Annotated in this window: 17 protein-coding genes; 14 read left to right on the plus strand and 3 right to left on the minus strand. The window is 44.3% G+C overall.

Annotation, left to right across the window (positions count from 1 at the left end; genetic code table 11):
* The first annotated feature begins 49 nt into the window (after window positions 1-49).
* Window positions 50-664, plus strand: coding sequence for a GNAT family N-acetyltransferase (locus THEBA_RS13145; protein ID WP_014731940.1), 615 nt, complete (start codon window positions 50-52; stop codon window positions 662-664).
* A gap of 703 nt (window positions 665-1,367) precedes the next feature.
* Here THEBA_RS13145 and THEBA_RS13155 read toward each other — a convergent pair.
* Both THEBA_RS13155 and THEBA_RS13160 read right to left on the minus strand, forming a co-directional pair.
* Window positions 1,368-1,517: a hypothetical protein gene (locus THEBA_RS13155; protein ID WP_039882447.1), complete on the minus strand. Its 150-nt coding sequence runs from the start codon at window positions 1,515-1,517 to the stop codon at window positions 1,368-1,370.
* A gap of 30 nt (window positions 1,518-1,547) precedes the next feature.
* Window positions 1,548-2,936 carry a transglutaminase-like domain-containing protein gene (locus THEBA_RS13160; RefSeq protein WP_014731941.1) on the minus strand — a complete coding sequence of 463 codons (1,389 nt, stop codon included), beginning with the start codon at window positions 2,934-2,936 and terminating at the stop codon, window positions 1,548-1,550.
* Between the two features lie 742 nt (window positions 2,937-3,678).
* Here THEBA_RS13160 and THEBA_RS13165 point away from each other — a divergent pair.
* Window positions 3,679-5,250: an IS1634 family transposase gene (locus THEBA_RS13165; RefSeq protein WP_014731942.1), complete on the plus strand. Its 1,572-nt coding sequence runs from the start codon at window positions 3,679-3,681 to the stop codon at window positions 5,248-5,250.
* A 376-nt stretch (window positions 5,251-5,626) separates the two neighbouring features.
* On the opposite strand, the gene THEBA_RS13170 is transcribed toward THEBA_RS13165, so the two are convergent.
* Complete coding sequence (locus THEBA_RS13170) at window positions 5,627-6,895, minus strand: fasciclin domain-containing protein (protein ID WP_236609170.1); 1,269 nt, start codon at window positions 6,893-6,895, stop codon at window positions 5,627-5,629.
* A gap of 532 nt (window positions 6,896-7,427) precedes the next feature.
* Between THEBA_RS13170 and THEBA_RS13175 the strand changes: the two genes are divergently transcribed.
* The 12 genes from THEBA_RS13175 to THEBA_RS13235 all read left to right on the plus strand — a co-directional run bounded on the left by THEBA_RS13175 (window position 7,428) and on the right by THEBA_RS13235 (window position 23,980).
* Window positions 7,428-9,194 (plus strand): ATPase, encoded by a 1,767-nt coding sequence (locus THEBA_RS13175; RefSeq protein WP_014731944.1) that lies wholly within the window; start codon window positions 7,428-7,430, stop codon window positions 9,192-9,194.
* 66 nt (window positions 9,195-9,260) lie between these two features.
* Window positions 9,261-10,178 (plus strand): ABC transporter ATP-binding protein, encoded by a 918-nt coding sequence (locus THEBA_RS13180; protein ID WP_014731945.1) that lies wholly within the window; start codon window positions 9,261-9,263, stop codon window positions 10,176-10,178.
* 9 nt (window positions 10,179-10,187) lie between these two features.
* A complete protein-coding gene (locus tag THEBA_RS13185) occupies window positions 10,188-11,351 on the plus strand; it encodes an ABC transporter permease (RefSeq protein WP_014731946.1) in 1,164 nt (387 codons plus the stop codon).
* Complete coding sequence (locus tag THEBA_RS13190; RefSeq protein WP_006487237.1) at window positions 11,344-12,408, plus strand: ABC transporter permease; 1,065 nt, start codon at window positions 11,344-11,346, stop codon at window positions 12,406-12,408. The genes THEBA_RS13185 and THEBA_RS13190 overlap by 8 nt, the downstream gene beginning before the upstream one ends.
* Before the next feature lie 86 nt (window positions 12,409-12,494).
* Window positions 12,495-13,688, plus strand: a complete 1,194-nt coding sequence (locus tag THEBA_RS13195) for an FprA family A-type flavoprotein (RefSeq protein WP_014731947.1) — start codon at window positions 12,495-12,497, stop codon at window positions 13,686-13,688.
* A gap of 613 nt (window positions 13,689-14,301) precedes the next feature.
* A complete protein-coding gene (locus tag THEBA_RS13200; RefSeq protein ID WP_014731948.1) occupies window positions 14,302-15,165 on the plus strand; it encodes a DUF4382 domain-containing protein in 864 nt (287 codons plus the stop codon).
* A gap of 108 nt (window positions 15,166-15,273) precedes the next feature.
* Window positions 15,274-15,930, plus strand: a complete 657-nt coding sequence (locus THEBA_RS13205; RefSeq protein ID WP_014731949.1) for a hypothetical protein — start codon at window positions 15,274-15,276, stop codon at window positions 15,928-15,930.
* A gap of 6 nt (window positions 15,931-15,936) precedes the next feature.
* The gene (locus tag THEBA_RS13210) at window positions 15,937-16,623 is read left to right on the plus strand and encodes a response regulator transcription factor (RefSeq protein ID WP_014731950.1); all 687 of its coding nucleotides are present in this window, start codon (window positions 15,937-15,939) and stop codon (window positions 16,621-16,623) included.
* Complete coding sequence (locus THEBA_RS13215) at window positions 16,613-17,887, plus strand: histidine kinase dimerization/phospho-acceptor domain-containing protein (protein ID WP_014731951.1); 1,275 nt, start codon at window positions 16,613-16,615, stop codon at window positions 17,885-17,887. The genes THEBA_RS13210 and THEBA_RS13215 overlap by 11 nt, the downstream gene beginning before the upstream one ends.
* 103 nt (window positions 17,888-17,990) lie before the next feature.
* Window positions 17,991-19,139 (plus strand): aminotransferase class I/II-fold pyridoxal phosphate-dependent enzyme, encoded by a 1,149-nt coding sequence (locus THEBA_RS13220; protein WP_014731952.1) that lies wholly within the window; start codon window positions 17,991-17,993, stop codon window positions 19,137-19,139.
* A gap of 1,711 nt (window positions 19,140-20,850) precedes the next feature.
* Window positions 20,851-22,266, plus strand: a complete 1,416-nt coding sequence (locus tag THEBA_RS13230; protein WP_014731953.1) for a radical SAM/SPASM domain-containing protein — start codon at window positions 20,851-20,853, stop codon at window positions 22,264-22,266.
* The gene (locus THEBA_RS13235) at window positions 22,256-23,980 is read left to right on the plus strand and encodes an ABC transporter ATP-binding protein (protein ID WP_006487248.1); all 1,725 of its coding nucleotides are present in this window, start codon (window positions 22,256-22,258) and stop codon (window positions 23,978-23,980) included. The genes THEBA_RS13230 and THEBA_RS13235 overlap by 11 nt, the downstream gene beginning before the upstream one ends.
* Window positions 23,981-24,295: the final 315 nt, after the last annotated feature.

Consider the following 24,295-nt stretch of genomic DNA (forward strand, 5'->3'; position numbering starts at 1 on the left):
TTCTTGCCGGTCTTTTACGAAGAACACAAGGTTAATGTGAGGTGATTCTGTGAACGGACCGAGAAGAGTTTCCGAAGAAGAGTACGAGAAAGCTGTGGAGATCCTTACCGAAGCCTTCTTTGAAGATCCCATGATCAAATACGTGTTCAAGGACAGAGAAAGAAAAGAAATAAGAAGGCTGTACGGCGTAATGACGAAAGCTTACGCTCCATCAAGCGATATCTACTTCGATTCCGAAGAGTCTAGCGGAGTGATCCAGTGGATTGACTCTGAAAAGGAGCTCGGCGTAATGGCATGGCTCCGAAGTGGGGCAATGAGAATGATCGGTTCGCCCATTAGCTCGCTCTTTCGTCTGATGAAAACAGGGATGGAGATTTTTAAGACTCAGAAAGAATGCATGAAAGGACACAATCTGCACCTCATCTTGCTGGCCGTTCTACCTCGAAAACAGGGAATGGGAATAGGAAAGAAGCTGATGAACCTCTTTATTCAGGAAGCAGACTCCAGAGGGCTCCCCTGTTATCTGGAAACCCAGAATCCTTCAAATCTGCGCTTCTACGAATCCTTTGGATTCTCAGTCGTAAAGGAAATCGAAATCTCGCTCGAGCTGAGATCATGGAGCATGGTAAGGCCGATTCCGCTTCAAGAGCACGAGAACCGCTGATCTATGGGAAGAGCCGTCCTTGGTCCTTCGTCCAAAACCATGAACCCGTCCTTCGGAAAGACTGGTTCTTCCAACGCTACGCGTCCAGGTTGTTCGTTCTTGGAACAGATCCCGGATCAAGTCCGGGATGACCCTGAACAGAGGCATTTCAGGGCAGGCTCAGTGGGATGACAACTGATGTTTATTGCGAAAGGGCTAGATTCCGTCATTCCGACAAAGCTCCTGGTCGGAATCTCGATGCTACTGCTTCATGACTTCAACCAAGAACGAAGAAAAGATCCTTGCTCTGGAAGAACAGGCTCTTTTCGTAGAACGGCAAGCCTTTGACCGGCAACTGCCTTTTGGTGCAACTTACAACTCACATCTTGGAACATGCAACTGTTCTTTTCGGCGAACGGATAACCATTCAACAGTAAACCAGTCCCTTTGATCTTTCCTAACACCAACCCGCTACCCCCAACCACGGTTTCCCGAAAGCCCAGATCCCGAAACAAGTTCGGGATGACAGAGTGAGGGGCTTCCACAAACCGCTCCGGGACAACTTTCTCAGTTGCTTTGAAACCCTGAATTGATTGCCGGTTCTCTTCGCGAGACCCCATACCCTGTAATCGATACCCTGCCCTTCGCGTCATGAACTTGTTTCAGCATCTAGCTCCTGGTTTTTGACCTTAACCAAGAACGAAGAACAGATCCTCGCTTAACCTCAGTTTGCTCCCTCTTTTTCTTTGGTTTTTGCCTCCTGGTGCGTAAGCGCCAGCATCACTTCCCCGGATGCCCTTCCGGGCATCACTTCCTCGCGCCAGCGAGCCTCACTTCCTGCCGGAGGCAGCATCACTTCTGATCTTGATGCCAACAACCCCCACTGGCCCCGCGAACCTCGGCTCTATTTCAACAAAACCGTCTTCATGGTTAAAGAATCAAGAATCGCGATGGTGACATCGAACTCTTCGTTGCCGAATTCGCTCTCAACGAACGGAGTCTGCAAGGTTATTTCAAGCAGTTGAGTGTCGGCGGGCCTTTCGGCCGGCAAGAAGTCGACGGAGTTTTGAACCACGAGTCTCAACGGGTCCTGGTTTGCGAAGAAGTAATCGATAAAGTCCTGTCGCTCCTCTTCCGTGATTCCGTAAGTGTAGGTAGCAATCTGTCCTGCCGAGGTGTCCACAGGAACCCAACCGTAATTTGGCAGATAGAACTCGGCCCAAAAATGCGAACCGAGCTGACCGGAGAAAGCCTGAAAGCCTCCCGGCGCCCTTGCCGGTATTCCGACGGATCTGCAGAGAGCTGAGAAGATCATCGACTGCGTCCCGCAGTCACCGTAACCGTGTTCAAAAGAGTAGAGGCTTTCCGGAATCCCGGCCGCCTCTATTGAAGCGTGGGCCATGAAAGTGTATTTGATGTTATCGACTACGTAATAGTAAATCTTTTTTGCCTGGAGGTAGGGATTGCTTTCATCTCCAACAACGCTTCTGGCAAGCTGTTCAAATCTTTCATCGAAATAGATGCTTCCTTCGGACTTGGTGTAATCCTTGTAAAGCGAGCTTTCTTTGTCGTATTCGCCTACCTGATCTGGATCTATATCGAACTGTTGCTGGTAGTGTGTAAAAGTGAATTTTACCGAGATATCCAGATCCTCAACGAGACTCGAAAGATCGAATTCGAAGAGGACATATGCTATATCGCCGGTAGTTCTGGGAAGGCCGACCACCGCTTCCTTCGGGGTCACCTCAAGCAAAGAAATATTCTCTTGAGTGGCCGTTTGCAGAGGAAGGGGGAACCAGATTCTCAGCGAACCCTTATCCGGCAGGAGAGACCTTTCGGTATGTACTTCGTACTCCACGAGGTAGTTTTTCGGGTTGAAATACGGGCTGTGAGCTGGCTTGAAGGAGGCAAAAGGCGTCTGTTTTGGTCCGTATTCTTCCAGAAGGTATCTCACGAGCAAGACATTGCCCGCCGACCACTCTGGCTCCCGCTCTACCAGTTCCGGATCCCTGGTGAAGAGGTTGTGCTCCATGTCACAGTAGTACATCTCTACACCGTCCACGATAGCTCTCTGAATGTCTCTTTCAATAATGAATTCTCTAACTTCTTCATCGCTCTTGAGCTCGGGATAATGTTTCACAATTATCTCCTTAGCCTGTTGGAATGTCAGTGAGAATTCCAGGGTGCTTTTGAGTTCGTTCTGTCTCCTCAAATATTCGTCGGACCGCTGAAAGAAATCGCCGAAAGCGACTGTCGAAATGAGAACGATCACAAGAACAAGTTTCAATTTCATCCTTTACCCCCCTTTTCTGTTGCTGAATGGACACAACAAAGAAAGTATATAATGATTGACTTCTAAAATTAAAACAATAAATGTAGTCTTTTGATGAATATCTTTGCCTTATGATCTCAGAGAGGAGCAAATTACAGACTGGAGCACTCCAATATTAGAGGCTAAACAGTCAATTCCAATTCTGGATTTTTATTTGACCAAATGCTGTATCTACTAATGCCAGAAACTAAGGGGTTAATTTACGCGCCATCCCCAATACTATGCTTTTCGAATCCTCAGCGTCCAATCTGCTAATCCGGCTAACCGATAATAACCACTACTGGCAGTTTCTGACTTGTGTTCTCTCCCAAGCCGCGATCGATTTTTTCCAAAATTATCCTCTGCACAACGAGTAAGACCTCACAGGAAATGTCTACAAACCTAAGTGGATGGACTTCTCAACGCACCATAGTGGCAACTCTGTGATGTTCGTTTTGTTTTTCGCTGTATAGGCTCTTTTTTAGAACCTCAACCGACAGGCCACTAATCTGTCGTGGAGAGAAAGAGTCTGCTTGATCCAAAAAAACGAGTTTGTCTCAACTTTGACAGCAAAAGAGAATAAATAGTAGGAATAAGTTCTGAAAGGTGCATAAGTTCGTGGTAGATACTTGAATCGTTTTTGAAATGCGGTGCCATGTGTATTTGCTTGTCACTTTGTTAGTGCTTGACTTGTATTTAGTTATAGTGATATAATATAGGTGCCATGTTTCTTAGACTGAAGCACTTCAAAAACAAGGACGGTTCCACCAGGAGTTACCTGCAGCTCGTAGAGAATATACGAGTGGGGAATAAGACTAGACAGAAAGTTCTGGTTAATCTGGGGAGAGTAGATGATCTTCAGAACAGTGGCCAGATAGATAGGCTTATTGAAAGCCTGAGGAACTTCTCGACGAAAGAATGGATTAGAAAAGAAGCCCTTAATGTGAATCAAACCTATCTGTGGGGACCTGTAATTATCTTCGAGCAGTTATGGAAGGAACTGGGTATCGAAAGAGTATTGAGGAGACTTCTGGGAGATACGGATGCAGTTAGCGATTACGTTGAGGCTATATTCGCGATGGTACTTAACAGACTTGTCGAACCGAGATCGAAGAGGGGAGTAGACAGGTGGGTAAGCAAGGTTTACAGACCTGAGTTCGAACAACTGAGTCTTCAGCATTACTACCGTGGACTGGATTATCTCGAGAAGTTCAAGGAAGAAGTGGAGGAAGAGCTATTCAGTAATGTGAAGACTCTCTTCAACTTGAATCTCGATCTAGTATTCTGGGACACAACGAGCACGTACTTCCAGGGAGAAGGACCCGAACTTTCAATGTATGGTCGTTCCAAGGATCACAGGTCTGATTGCAAGCAAGTGATGATAGGGGTACTAATGACGAAGGATGGTTTCCCCGTTGCTCACCAAATCTTTCCCGGAAACACGGCAGACATAGATACCTTCAGGATAGCTCTTGAGGATATACGAAGGAGATTCAACATAGACAGGGTTATAGTGGTAGCCGATAGAGGAATGATAAGCAACGGACTCATTGAGGAGATAGATAAGGCCGGGCTTTCATACATATTCGGAGTGAAGATGAGAAGAAGCAAGAGAGTTGAAGCGGTATTGAATCAGCCCGGTGATTACGAAGAAGTGGAAGAGAATCTGAAGGTAAAGGAAGTTCTGCATGAGGGGGAGAGATACGTAATCTGTTTCAATCCATTTCAGGCAGAAAGAGACAGAATCAAGAGAGAAGAGATAGTGAAGAACCTTACGAAGAAACTTAAACAGGGGCCAAAGAGTCTTGTAGGAAACAGAGGATACAGAAGATATCTGAGTATGCAGAAAACAGATGTGAAGATAGACCAGGAAAAGATGGCCTCGGAAATCAAATATGATGGCAAATACGTTCTAAGAACGAACACAAAACTAACCAATAGAGAGGTTGCTCAATCATACAAGCTACTGTGGAAAGTAGAGAGGGCCTTCAGGGAACTGAAGAGCGGACTCGATCTTCGCCCCATATACCATTACACAGATACGAGGGTGAAGGGACACATAATGATCTGTTTCCTTGCACTAGTAATGGAGACTGCCTTATGCAGAAAGCTGAAAGAGATTGGAAGTACTTTCTCTTACGCAGAAATACTTGAAGACTTGAAAGAGATAAGAGCAGTTGAGATAACGGTAGAAAACAAACGCTTTCTTGCAAGGACTGAAACGATGGGCAATGCTTACGACGCTTTCAAAGCACTCAAGATAAGACCGCCGGATCTACTCAAAGAGATTGCATAACAGACCACTGTGGTGGTACGTCTGTTTTTCTTTTCATTTTTTCCCATGTTTAGCTGTTTTCAGATTCGTTGCTGTCAAAGTTGAGTTTGAGCTTGGATCTCTTGTTGCCGCCTTGGGAGCCGAGAATGCGGCTGTCCTCTTGGCCGTCGTGACGCCGGCATCATTTGTAGGGATGTCACCACGTGATAAACAGAAAGATGAAATATCGGAGCTTTTTAGCGGACGGATAATAGGGATTATGTTATTCTCAGTGCTAACCACTTTGGAGGCGCATGAGGAAAGGTTCGTACTCTGGCCTTTGGTAGCATGTTTTCATCGAGAGTTTTGAGATCCCTTTTCAGAAAGATTGCGGACGGGAGATCTGAATCGCTAAAATCTACTTCGTGACCAGAAGCGATTCAATTATGTGAATTACGCCATTGCTACATAGAATATCGCTTTCAACTATCGGAATGGAATTGACTAACAGGTCTTCTTTCATCTCAAAGTACAACGGCTTTCCGATTAGAGAGAGGAGCATGTTAGAGATCTTCAATTCCGACAGCAGGTACTCATTCGGAAGAGTGTGGTACTCGAGTACCTTTCTCAGTTCATTTGCACTGTAGAGGAAGGCTTTATCGCTCTCTTTTAGCTCGAGAAAAGCTTCATTAGTCGGAGCAAAAACCGTTAAACGCTTATTTTCACTCAACTCACTGCAGATACCGGTTTTCTTCAACAGTTCCGCCATAATATCTATCTCGTTTGCTTTCAGAGTCTCTTCAATCGTTGAAAGCTTGGTCCTTGAATCTTCGTGAAACATAACATGATCAACGATATTGATCATTCCGTTGCTGGCTTCGATGTCGCTCAGAATTACAACTGTTTTCTGGGGACCAATTCGCGGAGGAGTTGTGCCTAACACAATAGTTTCTCCAAGAAGCGATCTAATAGAGCCTCTCTCAAAGAGTTCTTCAACCGAGAAGGAACCTTCCACAATATGAAAAAGCAATATGTCACTCAGCCGTGCCGGATCTCTGAAAAGGTTCTCCATTGTCTCAGGGGGCAATCTGGCGAATGCGACGTCGCTGGGCATGAATACTGTATATAGACCTTCACCTTTAAGAATGTCTATAACACCAGTTTCTTCAAGGGAAAAGACGGCCGTATCTAGAATACCTGTGTTCCTCATGACCTGAACAATATCCGGTTCTTCATGGGGAAAGATCACAGTATCTATGATGTGAATAACTCCGTTCGTGGCTTCGATATCTCTCACCAAGATCGATGAACCGTCTACCTTGATTCCTCCCTTTGTGTCAACAGAAAGAGGTTGACCCAGCAGTGTAACAAAATTGGGTCTCTGGACGATGATGCTTGAAGAGAATTTACCTTGAATTATATGATATTTAAGGACTCTCTGAAGACGAACCACGTCATTAATCAAATCCGCTCTGGTCAGTTCAGGTAGCTTCATGAATGCGCTGTCGGTTGGCGCAAAAAATGTGAACGGCCCCTTTCCTGACAGTGTTTGATCTAACCCGGATAATTGAATGTAGCTAGCGACTATGCTCAACTCCTCAGTCTCATTTATCGTTTTGAGAATGTCTTCTTGTCCGAGTGAAATCACCGATGACAAAATCAGAATCACGAAAATGAGATTTCTCATCATTATTCACCTCAGCTTTACTATTACGAATATCAAGAGTCGCAAGAGAATTCTAAAACTTGTGAAGACCTATCACGAGCAAGTATCGATATCTAAACAAAAAACGGGAGGCGGGTAGCTAAAGCCCGTCTCCCCAGAGGACTGACAGGTTTTACTTCTTTGGTGTTTCTTTCTTTTCTTTCTTTACTTGTTTCTTTGCTTCTTTCTTCTTGTCCGCCATTCTGGACACCTCTTTTTTGTGGCGGCTCGAGGCCGCACTATGTCAATTTTAGCACCGTTATCAGCTAGTTGCACCAAGTCTTCTAACAGCTATTCTAGCGAAAATTGTCTTCGTTTTTTTGGAGCATGCTTTATGAGATAACTAAAGTATTGCTCGTTTTTCTGAGTGGATAGATGATTGATTCCTTTGAAATTCTTCCAAAAAAAGCTAGATCAAATAAACATGGGATTAGTGCGGATTACACGGTCGCGGAGGAAATTGCATTGCCTGCAAGTATAATATGTTTATGTCGGATCGAGGAGGTAAACATTTATGAGAAGTATTTTAATCAATGGTGAGGTGGCTTACAATGCTCCCTCCCAGATATTTAACAGTGTCACCTTCAGGGAAATTCTTGCCGAGCTGATCAATGACTCCGAAGAAAAGAAGAATTCGCTTTTGTCTCTTTTCGAACCCTTCTTAAGAAATACAGACACGATGGAGACTTCAAGAAAATACGATATCGACGGTATCGTCGAGCTTCTTCTTGCGTTGACGATAGATCCTATTGAGAAAATCGACGGCTCATCCTACTATTCGTTTCCCAAAATGAGCAACAAAAGGGAGCTCCTTGTGAGGTTTGTTGAAAGCCTGTTTTCCCTGTGGAGAAACAAGCACAGGTTCATAGTCAAGAGAGACGAATACACGCCAAACAGATTTGACAGGATCTTCAAGCAGATGGTCCTCGTAAGAACTAACACTGATCTAAAGAGCCTGGTACTGAGCCTCTACAGGCAGATTCTGATAAATGTATCGGACATCAGGCTCAAGATTCTCAGACAGGAGCCCGGCGGAGCCCAGGTGGGTTTCATCGTAGACAACCCCGAGGTAGATAAAAGAGCTAGGGTCCCCGGAGCAGACTGGTTGTACGGAATGGCCTGTGTTTGGAGCATTGTCTTCGAACCCCCGGTCATATTTTACACAAGGTCCAATAAGAGGCATGGGCTTTTCGAAGTCCGTGACAAACCAATTCTAAGCAAATTGAATATCCCGTCATCAAACGATTGGTTTCTCTTTCCAATTCACGTAGGTTCGAAACTAATCGACGTTGTTGTGAATAAGGAGTATCTTTCTCTTGCGGCCGGGCTCGGAAATCTCTTCGAGTTGGCCAGTTTTGATATCGTAAAAAACAAGAAGCCCGATGGAATATATATTTTAGGGATAGACAACTCATTCTTCGAAAAGAAAGAAGACTTCAACGGAGTCATATACAGGGAGGACGACGGCACCTACATTGGAATAGTGGGAGACGATCCTTCTATAGACTACTTCGGGTATATGAAAAAGATGATCCTCACTATTCATAATCTTCTTGTTATCGACGAAGGGAGACTGCCAGTTCACGGGGCCCTTGCACACATAAAGCTTAGGAATGGGAAAAAGGCCAACGTAATGCTTATCGGAGATAGCGGAGCAGGTAAATCAGAGACTCTCGACGCACTGAATAGACTTCATGCCGAAGTTTCTGAAGTCAACATATTGATTGACGACATGGGATCTTTAGATATTACCTCTTCGGGTTCTGTGATTGCCTACGGTACAGAAACGGGAGCCTTTGTTCGCCTAGATGATCTTCAACCCGGGTATGCGTACTCTACTATGGACCGTAGTATCTTCATGAATCCCAACGAGATCAATGCCCGGGTAATCGTTCCGTACTCAAACTACACCGACATCATCAAGCCCACGAAAGTTGACTACTTCCTGTATGCAAACAATTACAACGAAGACAAAGATAGCGATCTAAGAATCTTTAAAGACGCTGAGGAAGCGGCAGCGGTATTTTCGAATGGTGCAAGAATGGCTAAAGGGACGACCACCGAGAAAGGACTCACTTACAGCTATTTTGCAAACCCGTTTGGCGCGATTCAACGGAGAGAAAGACATGAAGTGATAGCAGATCGCTATCTAAAAGCTATGATAGATTCAGGAGTAAGGGTCGGAGAAGTTAGGACCAGGCTAGGGATCCCCGGATATGAAATGGAAGGGCCATTAATGGCTGCTAAGGCATTACTCAAAGCAATAGACGAACAGAGCTGATCTGGTGAAAACATGAAATACAATACTTTTTCGTGATTGAGAGTTTACAAATGAGGGGTGGTAGAGTTGCCCAGGACTGTAGTTGAAGTGAAGGATTTAAAGAAGTATTACGGTGAAACTAAAGCAGTTGATGGAATCGAATTCGATCTGAGAGAAGGCGAAGTACTCGCCATTCTTGGACCGAACGGAGCAGGAAAAACCACAACAGTCGAGATGCTGGAAGGATTAAGAAAGCCAGATCATGGAACCATAGAATACTTCGAAGAGAGACTTCCTCCTTCAAGTGATAGAGTGAAGGAGGAAATTGGAGTTCAGCTCCAGTCCTCGAGTTTCTTTGAGTATCTTTCCGTGAAGGAGACTCTAGATCTCTTCAGAGGTCTTTACAGGAAAAGCATTCCTTCCAAGGATTTGATAAGAGAAGTCTCTTTGCAGGACAAAGAGAAGACGTACACCAAGAATCTCTCTGGAGGCCAGCTTCAGCGATTGGCAGTTGCGGTAGCACTGGTCAACGATCCTAGAGTGGTGTTTTTGGATGAACCTACGACCGGTCTCGATCCTCAAGCGAGAAGAATGTTATGGGAAACGATTTCGGTCCTCAAACAGCGTGGGAAAACGATAATTCTCACTACCCACTACATGGAAGAGGCCGAGAGATTGGCAGACAGGATTATGATAATGGATCAGGGCAAAATCATAGCTAGGGGAACGCTCTTTGAGTTAATAGATTCTATTGAAGTGGAGAACATAGTCACGTTTAGTGTGCGGGGAGATGGTCCTATTCCAAATGAGTTCCTTGAGATTGAAGGTCTTCAACACACAGAGAACCGCGAGTATTCGGTAACGACAAGGGATGTGGAGAGAACTCTTGGAAGGCTGTTCGAGAGATCCAAGAGATTCGACTTGCTTCTGGATGATGTAACGATTAGAAAACCCAACCTTGAAGATGTATTCATAACGCTCACGGGCAAAAAACTGAGAGACTGAGGTGATTCAATGAGCAGGATATGGAATTTCACTTCAGGCCTTTTCAAAAGTGAAATAAGAGAGTTTCAGGTTATGTTCTGGAGTTTCATATTTCCTCTGATTCTCTATTTCATTTTGACTTCCGTGTTTGGTTCTCTCTATGGAGATGATACTCAGGGGATAAGTTTCAGAGTAGGAATCGTCAGGGAGGAATCCCTTTCAGGTCTTGGAATGATCCTCGACGAAGTTATAGAAGATATTTCCTCCGAGAATGGGCCCTTTGTCAAAAAGGAGTATGGATCAATAGATGAGGCGTTGATTGATCTCAAGGAAGGTAAGCAGGATATCGTTCTTGTCATTCCAGAAGGGACCAGCGCAAAAATTGCAAGCGCCGCTGTTCTTCAGACTGGAGAAGTCGCTCTGCTGGTTCATTATGTCAGCGGAAAGGATTCGTCTTCCATTGCTTCTAATGTCCTCTCTGAAATAATAAACGAAGTGAATCTGGAGATAAGACGTCAAAGTGGCGGAGAGTATGTCGACGTTGTTACTGAGGCGAAAACCGTTTCTGCGAGAGAAGAAAAACCTTTCGATTACAGGGAATACATCTTTCCGGGAGTAGCCTTGATGATGATCCTCTCGGTAGCTCTTTTCAACAGTCCAATAGGACTGATCCAATACAGGGTATCGGGTGTCAACAAGAAGCTCTACACAACGCCTTTGAAACCCTTCGAATACTTCGCGGGTCACTTCGCCAAGCTGATTTTCACGATGCTGATCTCTTTGACCTTACTGTATTTAATTGCGACTTTTGTATACAATGTGCGAGGTCCAATACTGGATATCAGATTCATTCTTACACTTCTCTTCTCAATGGTGGTAACGATTTCCTTCGGACTGATGATCGCATCTTTCTCCAAGAAGCTCTCCACTGTGACAGTTCTTGGGCAGACTTTATATCAGCTCATGATGTTCCTTGGTGGTCTTTACTTTCCCGTCTTTGATCTCCCGTGGGGAATTCGCTGGTTGGTGTACGCTCTACCAACAACCTATCTTGTCGAACTGAGCAGAAGGGTAATGGGATATCAGTTTGCACCGGTTTCTTTGTTCTGGCTGATCTTAGTGCCAATCATTTGGACAGCCTTTTCGACCGTAATTTTCGTAATCAACTTTAAGAAGGTGATGGGCTATGAGTAGGAACAGTCTTAAACCGGTATTCATTGCCTTTGCAAAGGAAGCTTTCAGGAACAGATTGGAAATCTTCTTTACACTCTTCTTCCCGATGATATTTCTCCTTCTGTTCGGATTCTTCTTCGGGGGGTCCGAGAGTTATCAAAAGGTTTCAGTTGGTCTGTATCAGACGGGACCATACGATATTTCCGCGGTTATTGAGGAAAGCGGAGCCTGGAATCTGCGTCTGTACGACGGGGAAACGGATATCGGGGAAGCTGTCAAGAATGGAGACATTCTTCTCGGTATGATATTCAACGGGGAGAAGATCACCTATCTTCATCAGGAAGGTAATCTAGAACAGCAAAGCACTATCGAAATGGCTCGAGCAAGCATTTCGGCCGCAGTGGAGAAGAAAATCAACAACGCCAGGTCTTTCATAGTCGTGGAGAATATTCCCGAAACAGCCGGTAGAATTCGCGCAACAGACGCAGATTATACAATGTCAGGAGTAATAGCCATCTCACTTCTTTCGGCAGGGATGTTTTCTGTGATTAGTGTTTTTGGGAGATACCGTAAGAGGGGAGTCCTCGATAGATTCAAAATTACTCCTCTTAGGCCCTTCACTTTTGTCCTTGGCAGCACCCTTACTAGATTTCTTGTAAGTCTGGTTTCCATAGTTCTCATCTTGGTTGTCAGCAGACTGTTGTTCAGAACTACTTTTCAAATAGACTGGCTTCCGTTTCTAGTATCGATTCTGTCCTCGACTCTTGGAATGATGGCACTTGGTCTGTTTCTTACATTGTTGTTCAGAAATCCAGAGACTGCCGATACCGCCGCGAGTATATTGATGGTGATCATGGTTTTCCTTGCGGGAATCTATTTCCCACTCTCTTTCTTGCCCGACTATTTGAGAGTAATATCCATGTTCCTTCCAGTAAAATATGTGGCCGAGCTGATAAGGCATTCACTTGGAATTGAATTTGTGTCAACTTCATATTTCGTTATTACCAATCTTGTGCTTTTTCTAAGTGGTGTTGTACTGTTGTATTTCACCGGGAAGCGTTATCTTAGCGCTTCTTAGGTTTGACTAGCGAGTATCTGTGTCTTCTGTAGGAAGAAAATAGGGATGAATACTTGATTTAGAGTAACAGAAGGGAGGCTTTTTGAGTGAGTGATACAGTAAGAATTGCTGAAGGGATCTACTGGATAGGAGTTAACGATTTTGAGACTAACCTCTTCGAAGCGCTTTGGCCGCTTCCAAGAGGAGTATCTTACAACTCATACATTCTGATAGACGACAAGGTTGTCCTTATCGACACGGTTAAAGGTCCGTTCTTCTCAGATTTTCTCGACAAGATCAGGTCGCTTCTTCCCGAAGGAAGAAAGGTTGACTATCTTGTGGTCAACCATATGGAGCCAGATCACTCTGGATCGATAAAAGTTCTGAGGGAAGCCTTTCCAGAGATAAAGATAATCGGGAACGAAAAGACAAAGGGAATGTTGGATGCTTTTTACGGAGTGACTGACAACGTTGTAACCGTGAAAGATAGTGATGAGCTTGAGATAGGTTCAAAGACACTCCAGTTTCATATGACTCCTATGGTTCATTGGCCCGAGACAATGATGACTTTTGAGAAGACAACTGGACTACTTTTCTCGGGAGATGCATTTGGGGGTTTCGGAGCCCTCAACGGAGGAATCTTCGATGATGAAGTCGATGTGGACTACTTTGAGGATGAGGTTCTTAGATATTTTTCCAACATCGTTGGAAGATACAGTTCGATGGTCCAGAAGGCATTCGAAAAGCTTAAAAATGTAGATATAAAAGTCGTCTGCGCAACTCACGGACCTGTCTGGAGGAAAAATCCTTCAAGAATTATAGAGCTTTACGATCGCTGGAGCAAAGAGGAAACCGAAGAGGGAGTAGTTCTTGTTTACGGTTCGATGTATGGAAACACCCAGAAGATGATGGAGGCGGTAGCATCCGGATTGGTCAAGGGGGGCGTAGATAAGATCAGGGTCCACAATATCTCTACCACACATATATCTTTCATAATTAGAGATATCTGGAGATTTAGAGGTCTCGTATTGGGAAGCTGCACATACAATATGGAGCTCTTCCCTCCGATGAAACAACTGGTTAGTGCGATAGAGAACCGGATGATGAAGAACAGAAAGATCGGCGTATTTGGATCTTATACATGGAGCGGAGGAGCTCTCAAGGAGCTTCAAGAGTTCGCTTCGAAATCAAAATGCGATCAGGTCTGCCCGGTGATTGAGGCGAAGAGCTGTCCGACACAGGAGGATTTGGAGAAGTGTGTCGAACTTGGTTTGAACATGGCTTCCGCAATAAAGAAGTAGATCGAGTGGATTTGCAGTTATCAGTTAACCGGCTCAGGAGATCTCGCGGTCAATCTCATTTTGCTACACAAGACGATCCTTTTTAGTGAAGAATATTCGTCGAAGCCGACGATAACATTCAGTTTGGAGCCTCCTGAATTGCAGAGGCTCTTTCTTTTCTTCTGAGCTGTTACTGCCATTTGTCGCATTTTTGACCCAAACCGAGATATTTTCCCTTCGGTCTTCACATTTATTGCTCTGAAGTTCTTTGGTTATCAATCACAAATGAAGCCGGACGGTCGAAAATCTAGATTTACGAAGTCGAATCTTTTGAGGAGAATTTCTCGGATCTTCTTTTAATCTCTATCCCTGGAAACATTGGCAATACCAGTCGGGCTCATTTGGCATTCAAATCTCCAGATGATGTACTGCTTACAGACTAACTCAAATGAACTCGCCGCTTCCCATTATAAGGAATTTAGCAGTAGAAACTATTACGGATAATTATCTCCTTGTAAGCTTCTACTCAACGATGAATGATGATAGCAACGAAGTTGGCTGTCTGTTTAATCTCTCTTTAATTGGATGCGGGTTAAACTACGATGATCGAAAAAGTAGAGGGAGGTTGTGAATTATGAAAAAGCTTTCATTGTCCATCATACTATTGATTACACTTTTCTTTGCCGGGTGCATGGAGTTCCCCTCACAGGAACCTGACATAGGTACTGTAAGAGTCTTTCTTACCGATGCAGTAATTCCCGTAGAGGACATCGATTCCTTGATGGTAAGGATTGAGAGTATTTCACTTTACGGAGATGAAGATCAGCCGGTTGTTATTTCAGATACGCCTTTCGAAGTGGATATCGTCACTCTGGTCGGAGCAACGTACGAATTGCCCAATACAAGCAGCGTCTCAGGCATCTACAACCAGTTGAGAATGGAGGTCGGAGCCGCGACTTTGACTGCCAATGGTGAGATCTTCCCTGTTACTGTCAACTCAGGGTCGCTAAAGATAAACGATCTCGATTTGACGATTGATGAGAACGCAACTACAACAGTTGTGCTTGATTTCGACTTATCTAAGTCCCTGATCATAAATGGACGTTGGGAAGATCTCAAGATTGAAGAGGACAATGGAGGTATCAATTCTCGCAAAGACAAGGTCCATATGACTCCTGTCCTTCATGTGCGCCACGGCAGCCTTTTTGACGTAACCGGAGTTGCCTCTTCAAGCATTTACCCTCTTCTAGTAGCGCTCTTTCCTGAGAATGGAGGCGAGGCACTTACAACGTTTACCCATGAGGACAATTCAATTTGGGATCAGGGAGAATTCAGGTTCTGCAAAGTCGTTTCGGGAGATTACAGGATAGAGTTCTTCGACAATTACACAGATGAAGGTTTTTCGATTGACGAGAGCGAGTCCAGATATCAGCCTTTGTTTGTGACAGTGGTGGATAGAGACGTAGATCTTGGTACAATTGTTCTTGTGGAGAAATAGGTTCTGTTGACGCTGCTCTTGAGATGACATAAGAGCCCTTCTTCTTCACTAGCGTGGCAAGGTGCAACGCGCAGAGTTTCTCGAAAAAGATGAGCATATGGAGGTTACATGAAGAAAATCGTCTGGATCTTGATAATAATGTCTCTCTTTTTCTCCTCCAAGATTCTTTCTAACGTACTAATTGAGGGCGAGAGATCTTTGCTGGATTATCTAGTCGAGGGGAAGGCCCTGAATATGGCGGTTGATATCTCTCTGATTCAGAGTGTCCAAGAAAAGGTTCCAGGAGAGATTCAAGCGGTTTTTCTTCTACCCGAAGGGTCGGTAAGAGTCATTACCGATTCCCATTTTGTCACGCTTTCGGAAACCGGTGAGATTTATGAGATTTATGAGATCACTGGATCGGGTACCACTTTGAAAGTTGGAATCATAGATGCGCTTTCTCTCGTATCTGTTCAGACAAGAGAGAATGTATTTGGCATCTTCCTGGTGCAGGAAGAGAATTCTTACTTCTGGCATGTTGTGACCGGGACTAGGACCTTCAGGCTCGCAAGCAGTTTTGCCTCTACTCTTAGTATAAAGTCAAATGAGGAAGCACTGGAAGAGATAAACAAGGGGTTGCAGAGATCTGAGGAGGTAAGGGAAAATCAGCATCCTTCCGAAAAGCAAGGTAAACCAGAAGATCCCGGAAAACCGGAAGATCCTGGAAAGCCTGATGATCCAGGTCCGCCAAATACACCTCCGGGAAAAGAAAACGGAAAGAAATGATGTCCTATGAAGTTACTGGTAGTTGAAGATGAGAAGAAGCTTCTTGAGAATGTGGCTGCTTTCCTAGAACGCAAAGGATTCCTTGTAGATACTGCGCAGGATGCAGAAGATGGGCTGGATCTAGCGCTTGAGAGAAACTATGATTGCATAATTCTTGATGTGATCTTACCCGGAATGGGCGGATATGAATTCTGCCGCTTCCTCAGAGAAGAGATCGGCTCCGACGTACCAATAATCATCATCACTGCCCTTGGGGAAATTGACAGTAGGATCGAAGGTCTCAAGATAGGAGCGGATGATTACTTGCCGAAACCATTCGACCTGAGAGAGCTTGAGGCAAGAGTCAGAGCGCTTATCAGGCGGAACCAACTTAGAAGTGAGCCTGTTATTCGATATGGGCCGTTGACATACGATTCAAGGAGCGGTGTTTTTAGTTGTTCGAAGAAGGAACTGTCGCTTACTTCCAGAGAATCCTCGATCCTAGAGCTTTTTTTAAGGAATCCCGGAACGGTCTTTAGCAGAGAGGAAATTACAGACAAGATCTGGGAAACTGGATTCGAGTCTCGGAGCAATATTGTCGACGTTTACATTCGATACATCAGAAGGAAGCTAGAGGCTGCAGGAATTCTAGATATTATACAGACGGTACCGAGAAAGGGGTATGGGTTGAGGAGATTGCGGGATGACGGTTAAGTCGAAAATCACTCTACTGTACCTCTTTACTTATGGTAGTATAGTCGTTTCGCTTGGACTGACCGTTTTCTTCGTTCTTAGAAATCTCGAGATGCGCAGAATAGACAATCTCTTAATTTCCTTCCACAATGACATTGTCAATACTTACAAATACGCAGGCGAGGAGAACAGACTGTTGACTCTTGCCGGGGATGAAGATCTGGGGTTTGCCATTTACACTGATGAAGTTCCGATTGCCAGTTTCCGTGCCGAACCGGAGTTTTTCAAGGCAGTAACCGGAAGCGGAACTAAAGGAGATTATCGATTTAGATCTTCATTTGAGATAATTGAAGGAAAGGAAGAAAAGTTCGTGACTTTCTACGATTTGGATGAGTCTCAGAAATATCTCAGATTTGTTTTTGTGACGATCGTAATCTTCTCTCTTCTGACCCTTCTGATTGTCAGCGTAGTCGGAATGGTGTTCACCAGAAAACTAATAAACCCTTTTGAAGAGGCAGGGAATCAGCTTGAGCGAATCAGCAGGAGTGGTCTGAAGAACTCTCGAGTCGAGCTTAGGAAGACCGGCGAAGAAGTTTCAAAACTTGAACGTGAGATCAACAAATCACTGATCAGAATCGAACAGTTGATAGAAGATGCGAAGCAGATGTCATCTAAGATTGCCCACGAGTTGCGTACACCGCTAGCAGTAATGAAAACAAATCTACAACTCTCTCTTACCAAGGATTTTTCTGAAGATACAATGCGCGAAGCATTGAAATCGACTTTGGGAGAAGTTGATAAACTCATCCGATTGTCTGAAGATTATCTGCTTCTATCCCGCACTGAGAGCTCACTGCCGATCGAGAAAAATCTCATTAATTTCTCTCAGCTCTTGCTCCAGACGATTGAAAAGATTTTAATGATTCATTCCGATAAAGATCTGGAAATCGATATTGCGCCAGATATAGTGATTAGAGGTTCCGGCTACATGCTGGAGCATGTGATCATCAATCTGCTCGACAACGCCTGCAGATACACAACCGACGGATCAGTAGAGGTCAAACTGATTTCCGATGAACATGGTTCCTTTCTCTCGATTTCGAACATGGGAAAAGCTATCGATTTCGTTCAAAACGAAGAACTCGAGGAGGCCAAGCAAATTAAGGGGTACGGACTGGGCCTTCGGGTGGTCAGGTCAATCCTCAGGGCGCATGGCTTGAAGCTTGAATACACTCATCTGGATGGAAAGAATATCTTCGTGATTGATTTTCCCTTCGAAGAGTGAAGATTTAGCCTAAACTTACATTTTGATTGTAGGATTCTGACGTACCGTAGTCGCCTATATGGATTTCTTAAAAATGCTCATCGAATGGTGTGGGAGGTAGAGAATGAAGCTTAACGATTTCAAACTGGAAGTCTACTTTGGAAAGCATGAGTTTAGTGCGCCTTATCTTCTTGCACAGTCGGACTGCGAAGCCATGACAATTAAAGAATTGCTGCAAATGGCGGGGGACAGCTCGTCCGAGTTTCTCGATACATGGCTTGGATACACTGAAGTTTCGGGCAATCCGATATTGAGAAAGGAGATCTCCCGCCTGTACTCGACTGTTGGAGAAGAGGATGTTCTTGTTCATTCCGGGGCGGAAGAGGCTATCTTCAACTTCATGAATGTTTTTCTTCAGAAAGGCGACCATGTGATCTGCCAGTTTCCGGTTTATCAGTCACTGTACGAAGTTGCCAACGCAATAGGATGTGAAATAACCCGCTGGGAACTGAGAAGAAGTGGGGAAGAATGGAGCTTTAATGTAGATGAACTGAAGGATCTTGTTCGTCCAGAAACTAAACTGGTTGTGATAAACAATCCTAATAACCCGACCGGATACCTTGTGCCTAACAGAGACCTGATGAAGATCGCTTCCTTTACCGAAGAAAGGGGGATTTTCGTTTTTTCCGACGAGGTCTACAGAGGGCTTGAGCTTGATCAATCTGTAGAAAAGCAGAAGTCCTTTGCAGACATTTCCGACAACTCTCTTGCACTGGGTGTGATGTCAAAATCTTACGGATTGGCCGGCTTGAGAATCGGCTGGGTTGTATCTCACAACAAAAGCGTCCTGGAATCAATGACAAGATTCAAACACTACACTACGATCTGCAACAGCGCGCCCTCGGAGTATCTTGCCTGGAAGGCGCTGTGTGTAGGAGACAAGATCCTGAAAAGGAACAGAGCGATAGTCGTCCAGAACTGGGATCGGGCTGCGCCCTTCTTTGAGAAGCACTCGTCGGTATTCAGAGTTTCGAGGCCAAAGGCAGGGCCCATAGCTTTTGTACAGTTCGTTGGAGGGGACGTCGAAGACTTCTGCTCGGTGGTCCTGGAAAGCGCGGGAATTCTACTTCTTCCCGGATCGATGTACGATTACGAAGGTGGCTTCTTCAGAATGGGATTGGGCCGAAAGAGCTTCGCTGAAGGTTTGGACCGGCTGGATGAGTTTCTGGATTCATCCAATACTATGATTACTCTTTGCGACGACTCACTGTAGTTGATATGTGAATAATAGATTCAGATCGACAAAACCAAAGGGATTGCAGATTCCCGGGTGAGATTCCTTAACCTGCCGTCAACAGCAAGACCGGTTGACTTTAACAATTTCTCGTGGTAGAATTTTTATTGAAGACGCTTTCAGAGCGTCTTTTTTTCTTTCCTCTATGATTCTAAAAGAAACTCTGATCGCCCAACGGAGCGAGAGACTCTTAGTGTCGTCCAGCCGTTCTTGCGCTTGGAACCGATGTCCCTATGCTCCTCTCGGAGAACGGTGAACCGAGAACTGATTACCCGTTCTTCCAACTTTGCAACTTGGATCTTGGAACTGACAACTGTTCTAATAGCCGTGGTTGGTTGGAGCTTAAGGAAGAGAAGACAGCAATCACCCGGCGAAAAATATCAACTTGTTTGAACCAACTCAATTTGCCATCCTGATGTGCTCTTGATCAGGATCTGGTCTTTGATCTTATCGGTGAACGGGTACATGATCTGGGGCTGTCAACGGAGTGTCGCTTCTAACAGCGCACAGCGGCTCTCAATACCGAGATGCTGAATCAAGTTCAGCATGACGAATAGGGACGCTTCCAGAATTTCTTAATACTGTCATCCGATGATGCCTCTGCACGGGATCTCGCTCCAAAATCCCGCGCTTGTTTTGAGCATCTTGGAGTGCAAATGCCTCTTCCCGAGATTCACTCTTCACGATATTTGGTCAGTAATCCATATGTATGTTCCTGCCAGCAACCAAGAACGGGCATCGAACAACCTTTCTTGTGGAGCTATTTCAGATCGTCGCCTTTTCTCGCAGACAAAGACTAACACCTTCCTCGCTGCATGGCCCTCCTCACGTAATGGAGTACTCAAAATCATCAAAAACAAGCTCGCGTAAGAACCAGTATATTGGCGGCATTTAACTCGCTGACTTATGTGCAATGAAAAGCTCGCAACGGGATAAGTTGGAAGAGAATGAGAAACGGACTGGAGAGAATGTACTGGATCATTTCTCTTTTGATATGAGTGATTTCTCCAAGAGAAGTGAACTGACTGGCAAACAACGTGAAATCCTTTCGAAGCTAAAGGGTGAGGCACTTCCAGCTTGCTTCGAAATCCGGCCAAAAATCTGCAAACATGCTCACAATTTTCACAAGATCTATAACCTCTCAAGATATTGAGCTCATTCGTAGTGTTCAGCACATGATATTGCATAATGTAACACTAATGTAGTTTATAGTCATAATATAAGTCAAGTATGCTACAATATAAAGTGGATTCTGCAAACATGTTAAACATGTTAAACCGCAATTGGTTGGACAGGGCAAATTCGTGCTTTGTGTACATTGTGGAAGGAGTTTGTTATTGACAAAGAAATGGAGGTGTTAGGATGCTCAGTGGGTACTATGAGATCAGTACTGACTTAGTGAACCTGTCTTTGTGCTCTTTTTGTGAGAGCGCGATTGTCATTTGTGGAATAATTTGGTAGCTGCATCTAGCAGACCATAAGTGTTCTGATTGTTCTGATAAAGGAGTGGTTTTATGCTTTTGGGATATTACATGTTGTCAAGTGATTTTCCTGAAATTGTCTCTTGCAGCTTCTGTCGAGATGCTATTGTCATCTGCGGAATAACGTGGTAATTTGTTGATATTGCTATCTGCCCTGTCCATTTTGGCAATTGTCCAGTTTAGTTAGGTCAAACCAAGGAGGTAGGAGCATGAGTTTACAAGAAGGCTTTCCATTTCGTTCTCCAGGAATTGACTTGATAAAAACTAACAAAGGCGGAATACTGAAGTTCATTGGAAAAACTGTTGCACTTTATGTTACACAAACCGACGCTATCTTCCTTTCATTATGTGATGGCACTAGAAGTATGAGCAAAATCGCCATCCTCTTGTCTGAGCTTTACAAAGTAGATTCTAGAACAATTCTAAATGATATAACAAGGCTTGCAGAAAAACTGCATGAATTGCATGTCCTTGTTATGCTGCCTATGGCTTTAGAGAAGAGGCTATCAACTATGGAGGATTGGCATGAATTTGTTTTCATTCCTGCAGATGAAAGTTGTCCAGTTGTTCCTGCAAGGATAAGCAGCATAGGCTTTGCATTAACCAATTACTGTCCTTACAATTGCGAATATTGTTATGGAGCTTTTGGAAGCGAAAACGAAGCTTTCTACCTTCCTACGGCGAAGGTAATATCGATCATTGAAGATGCTAGAAAACTCGGAAAGGTAGAGTATGTAAGTTTGGGAGGCGGTGATCCGATTGCCCATTCAGGGTTATCAGAAATAGTAAGTTATCTTGAAAGTTGCCGAATAACCTATGAGCTCTCTACCAAGGGATTGTTACTGAGCAAGAAGAAAGTTGATGAGCTTGTTGTTGCTGGTATTAGGAACATTCAGATAAGTATTGACGCGTGGCATCCTGAGGTGTGGTCGGAAATTGTTGGATTACCTAAACACGCCTTCAATAGCGCAATTGAATCGTTCATATACTGCAAGAGTGCAAATGTCTCTACACGAGCAAGAATAACTCTATCAAGGCGGAATCTGGAAGAGTTGCCATATTTATTAGAAAACCTCCCATTTTTGGGAGTAAGCGAGATTAGAATAGTGACTCTGATGCCTTCTGGAAGAGCCAGAATCAATGAGATCCCTAACAGAGATCAGATTGAAAGTGCATTGGAGGTTGTGGAAGCGTTCAGATCAAAGTATGGCAATAAGCCAGAGATTGTCTTTGGGGTGCACAGATATACTAGTTCACTCAGTTGTGGTGGTGCTAAACTCGCAATGCAGATTGGTGCAGATGGGGAGGTTCTACTGTGCGATGTTGTAGAAGGTCTTGACAGGGCACGTTTCAGTTATGGAAATGTATTCCGTAACTCAATAGAAGAGATTTGGTTCTCTAAACAAGCTGATGCATTTAGAACGAATCGCGAAATCTCAGAGTGTCTTGATTGTGTAAAGTTTGCTCAATGTAATGGAGGTTGCAGAGCTCTAGCCTTTTCTTACTATAATTCGTACGATTCACCAGATCCCCGGTGTTCAAGAATAAGCGGAAAAGAAGGCGATATTTTCGAATGGCCTGTGAAACAACAGCCCGATGGGGGGGGGGAGAAATATGGAGAATGAAAAAAAGACAGTTCGCAGGTTTGTTTTCAAGTTGTTCAAGGTTTACTGGAAACGGGAACTGCTGGCTGCAGTTCTAGTCGGCGTGATGATTGCACTTGCAGTTGTCTTTCCGCTCTTGATAAGGCTGCTAATAGATGTAGTTATCCCTTCTGGCGACATGGACCTTCTCGTAAAGTACGTTTTGCTTGTCGTCGGGCTCTGGTTTGGAAGCTTGATATTTACTTATTTTGGCGAGGTGGTTTTTGAAACCACGGCCCTCATGGCAAAATCGGATTTGCGAAAGCAGTTGCTAGAAAAGATGTTTGTTCTTCCTTTCGACTTTTTCCACAAGAATAAAACCGGCGAGCTCGTATCGAGATTGATATCTGATCTGGAACTTGTAGGAACTGTTATAGCGCAGGTGTTCCCGATACTGTTATTGGGAGTCGTTCAAATAACGGCGATTCTAGCAATCATGTTTGCTTTTAACTGGAAATTGACTCTTTTGCCCCTAGGCTTCATCGTGTTTTCCTTTCTTGTGATAATGTTCTTCAATATTATGGTGGAGAAAAGGAGCAAGGTGGAGAGGGAAAAATTCGGCGAACTGGCAGGAGTCACAAGTAACATAATCGATAATATGAAACTGATCAGAATCGCTATGCCATTTGCCTGGGTCATGAATTTCTTCGATCGTTTTCAAGGAGACCATATTTATGCGGGCAAGAGGTTCATAAAGTCAATAAAAATCGCCGGTACACTCAAGACGTCGATAAACGGACTTATTTCCTTTTCACTGCTTGCCTATGGTGGTTACCTGGTAATGAAGGGTGAGATTACCGTAGGAATTCTGATGACTTTCTGGGCTTACGTTCAATCATTATTCAACCCTATTCAGCTGCTCATGCAGGTGAACATTCTTCTAAGGCAAAGCTGGGGAGGACTCCTAAGAACAATCGAGGTGCTGGAAGCTCCTGAAGAAGAAAGGAGCAACAGTAGTCCTAAGTTAGAAGATGTACGGAGCATTTCTTTAGAGAACATTGCGTTTGGCTATGGCAACAAGCAAATTCTAAAAGGTCTATCTCTTGAATTGAGGAAAGGGGAAATCACGACGCTGGTAGGCGAGAGCGGCGCCGGCAAAACCACTACTCTGAATATTCTTATGGGACTTCAAAAACCCCAGTCGGGAACCATTTACATAAATGGCGATCCGGTATCGAATTCTGCATTACTCAGACCCTATATAGGCTTTGTGGAGCAGACACCAACTTTATTTGAAAAATGTACTCTCCTGGAAAACATTACCCTGGGTAGATCGATTTCTAAAGCCAGTTTGGAAAACATCTTCGAAAGAACAAACCTGGACGTATTGCTGAGAAGATTCGAGAATGGACTCGACACATTAGTTGCAGACATTCAGCTTTCTGGCGGTGAGAGACAGTTGGTCGCGCTGGCCAGAGCACTTGTCTCGAATCCACGACTGCTGATTCTTGATGAGATCACGGCAAATATCGATTCAAAGACTGAAGAAATAATTCAGAATACTCTTTTGGGTCTGAGATCTGAAGGCATAATCGTGCTGATGGTTGCTCATAGATTATCAACGGTCCTACTGAGCGACAGAGTGGCGCTAATCAGTAATGGGGTTATTGTTGCAAGTGGAACTCACAACGAGCTGTTGAAGACCAGTTCCGAATACAAAAAGCTTTACTCGCTTCAGCTGATAAAAGATGAATAGAAGGATAATTGGTCAAGCACCGCTAGGTGCTTTGTGAAAGCCCCGGACTGAAAGATATCAGGCAGGCTTCATGGTGTGCGTTTCAAATGAGAAAAGATCGGGATGCGGGTGTAGCGCATGGCTCATGATGCCGCAGGGGAAAGGCATGAATACTGACTTTAACCCCCCGGACTACTCTTCCTGAAGTCGTCGAAGGCACCATGAAGGCATGGAAGAATCTCGGAACAGAGTCAAGGGAGAAAGATTGTTTCACCTTTTGTCCCCAATAACTTATCCTGGCGGCGTTTTTCCACATTACGATCTGATCTATCAAGG

Origin of the sequence: Mesotoga prima MesG1.Ag.4.2 (genome assembly GCF_000147715.2) — a bacterium.
Classification (GTDB): Bacteria; Thermotogota; Thermotogae; order Petrotogales; family Kosmotogaceae; genus Mesotoga; species Mesotoga prima.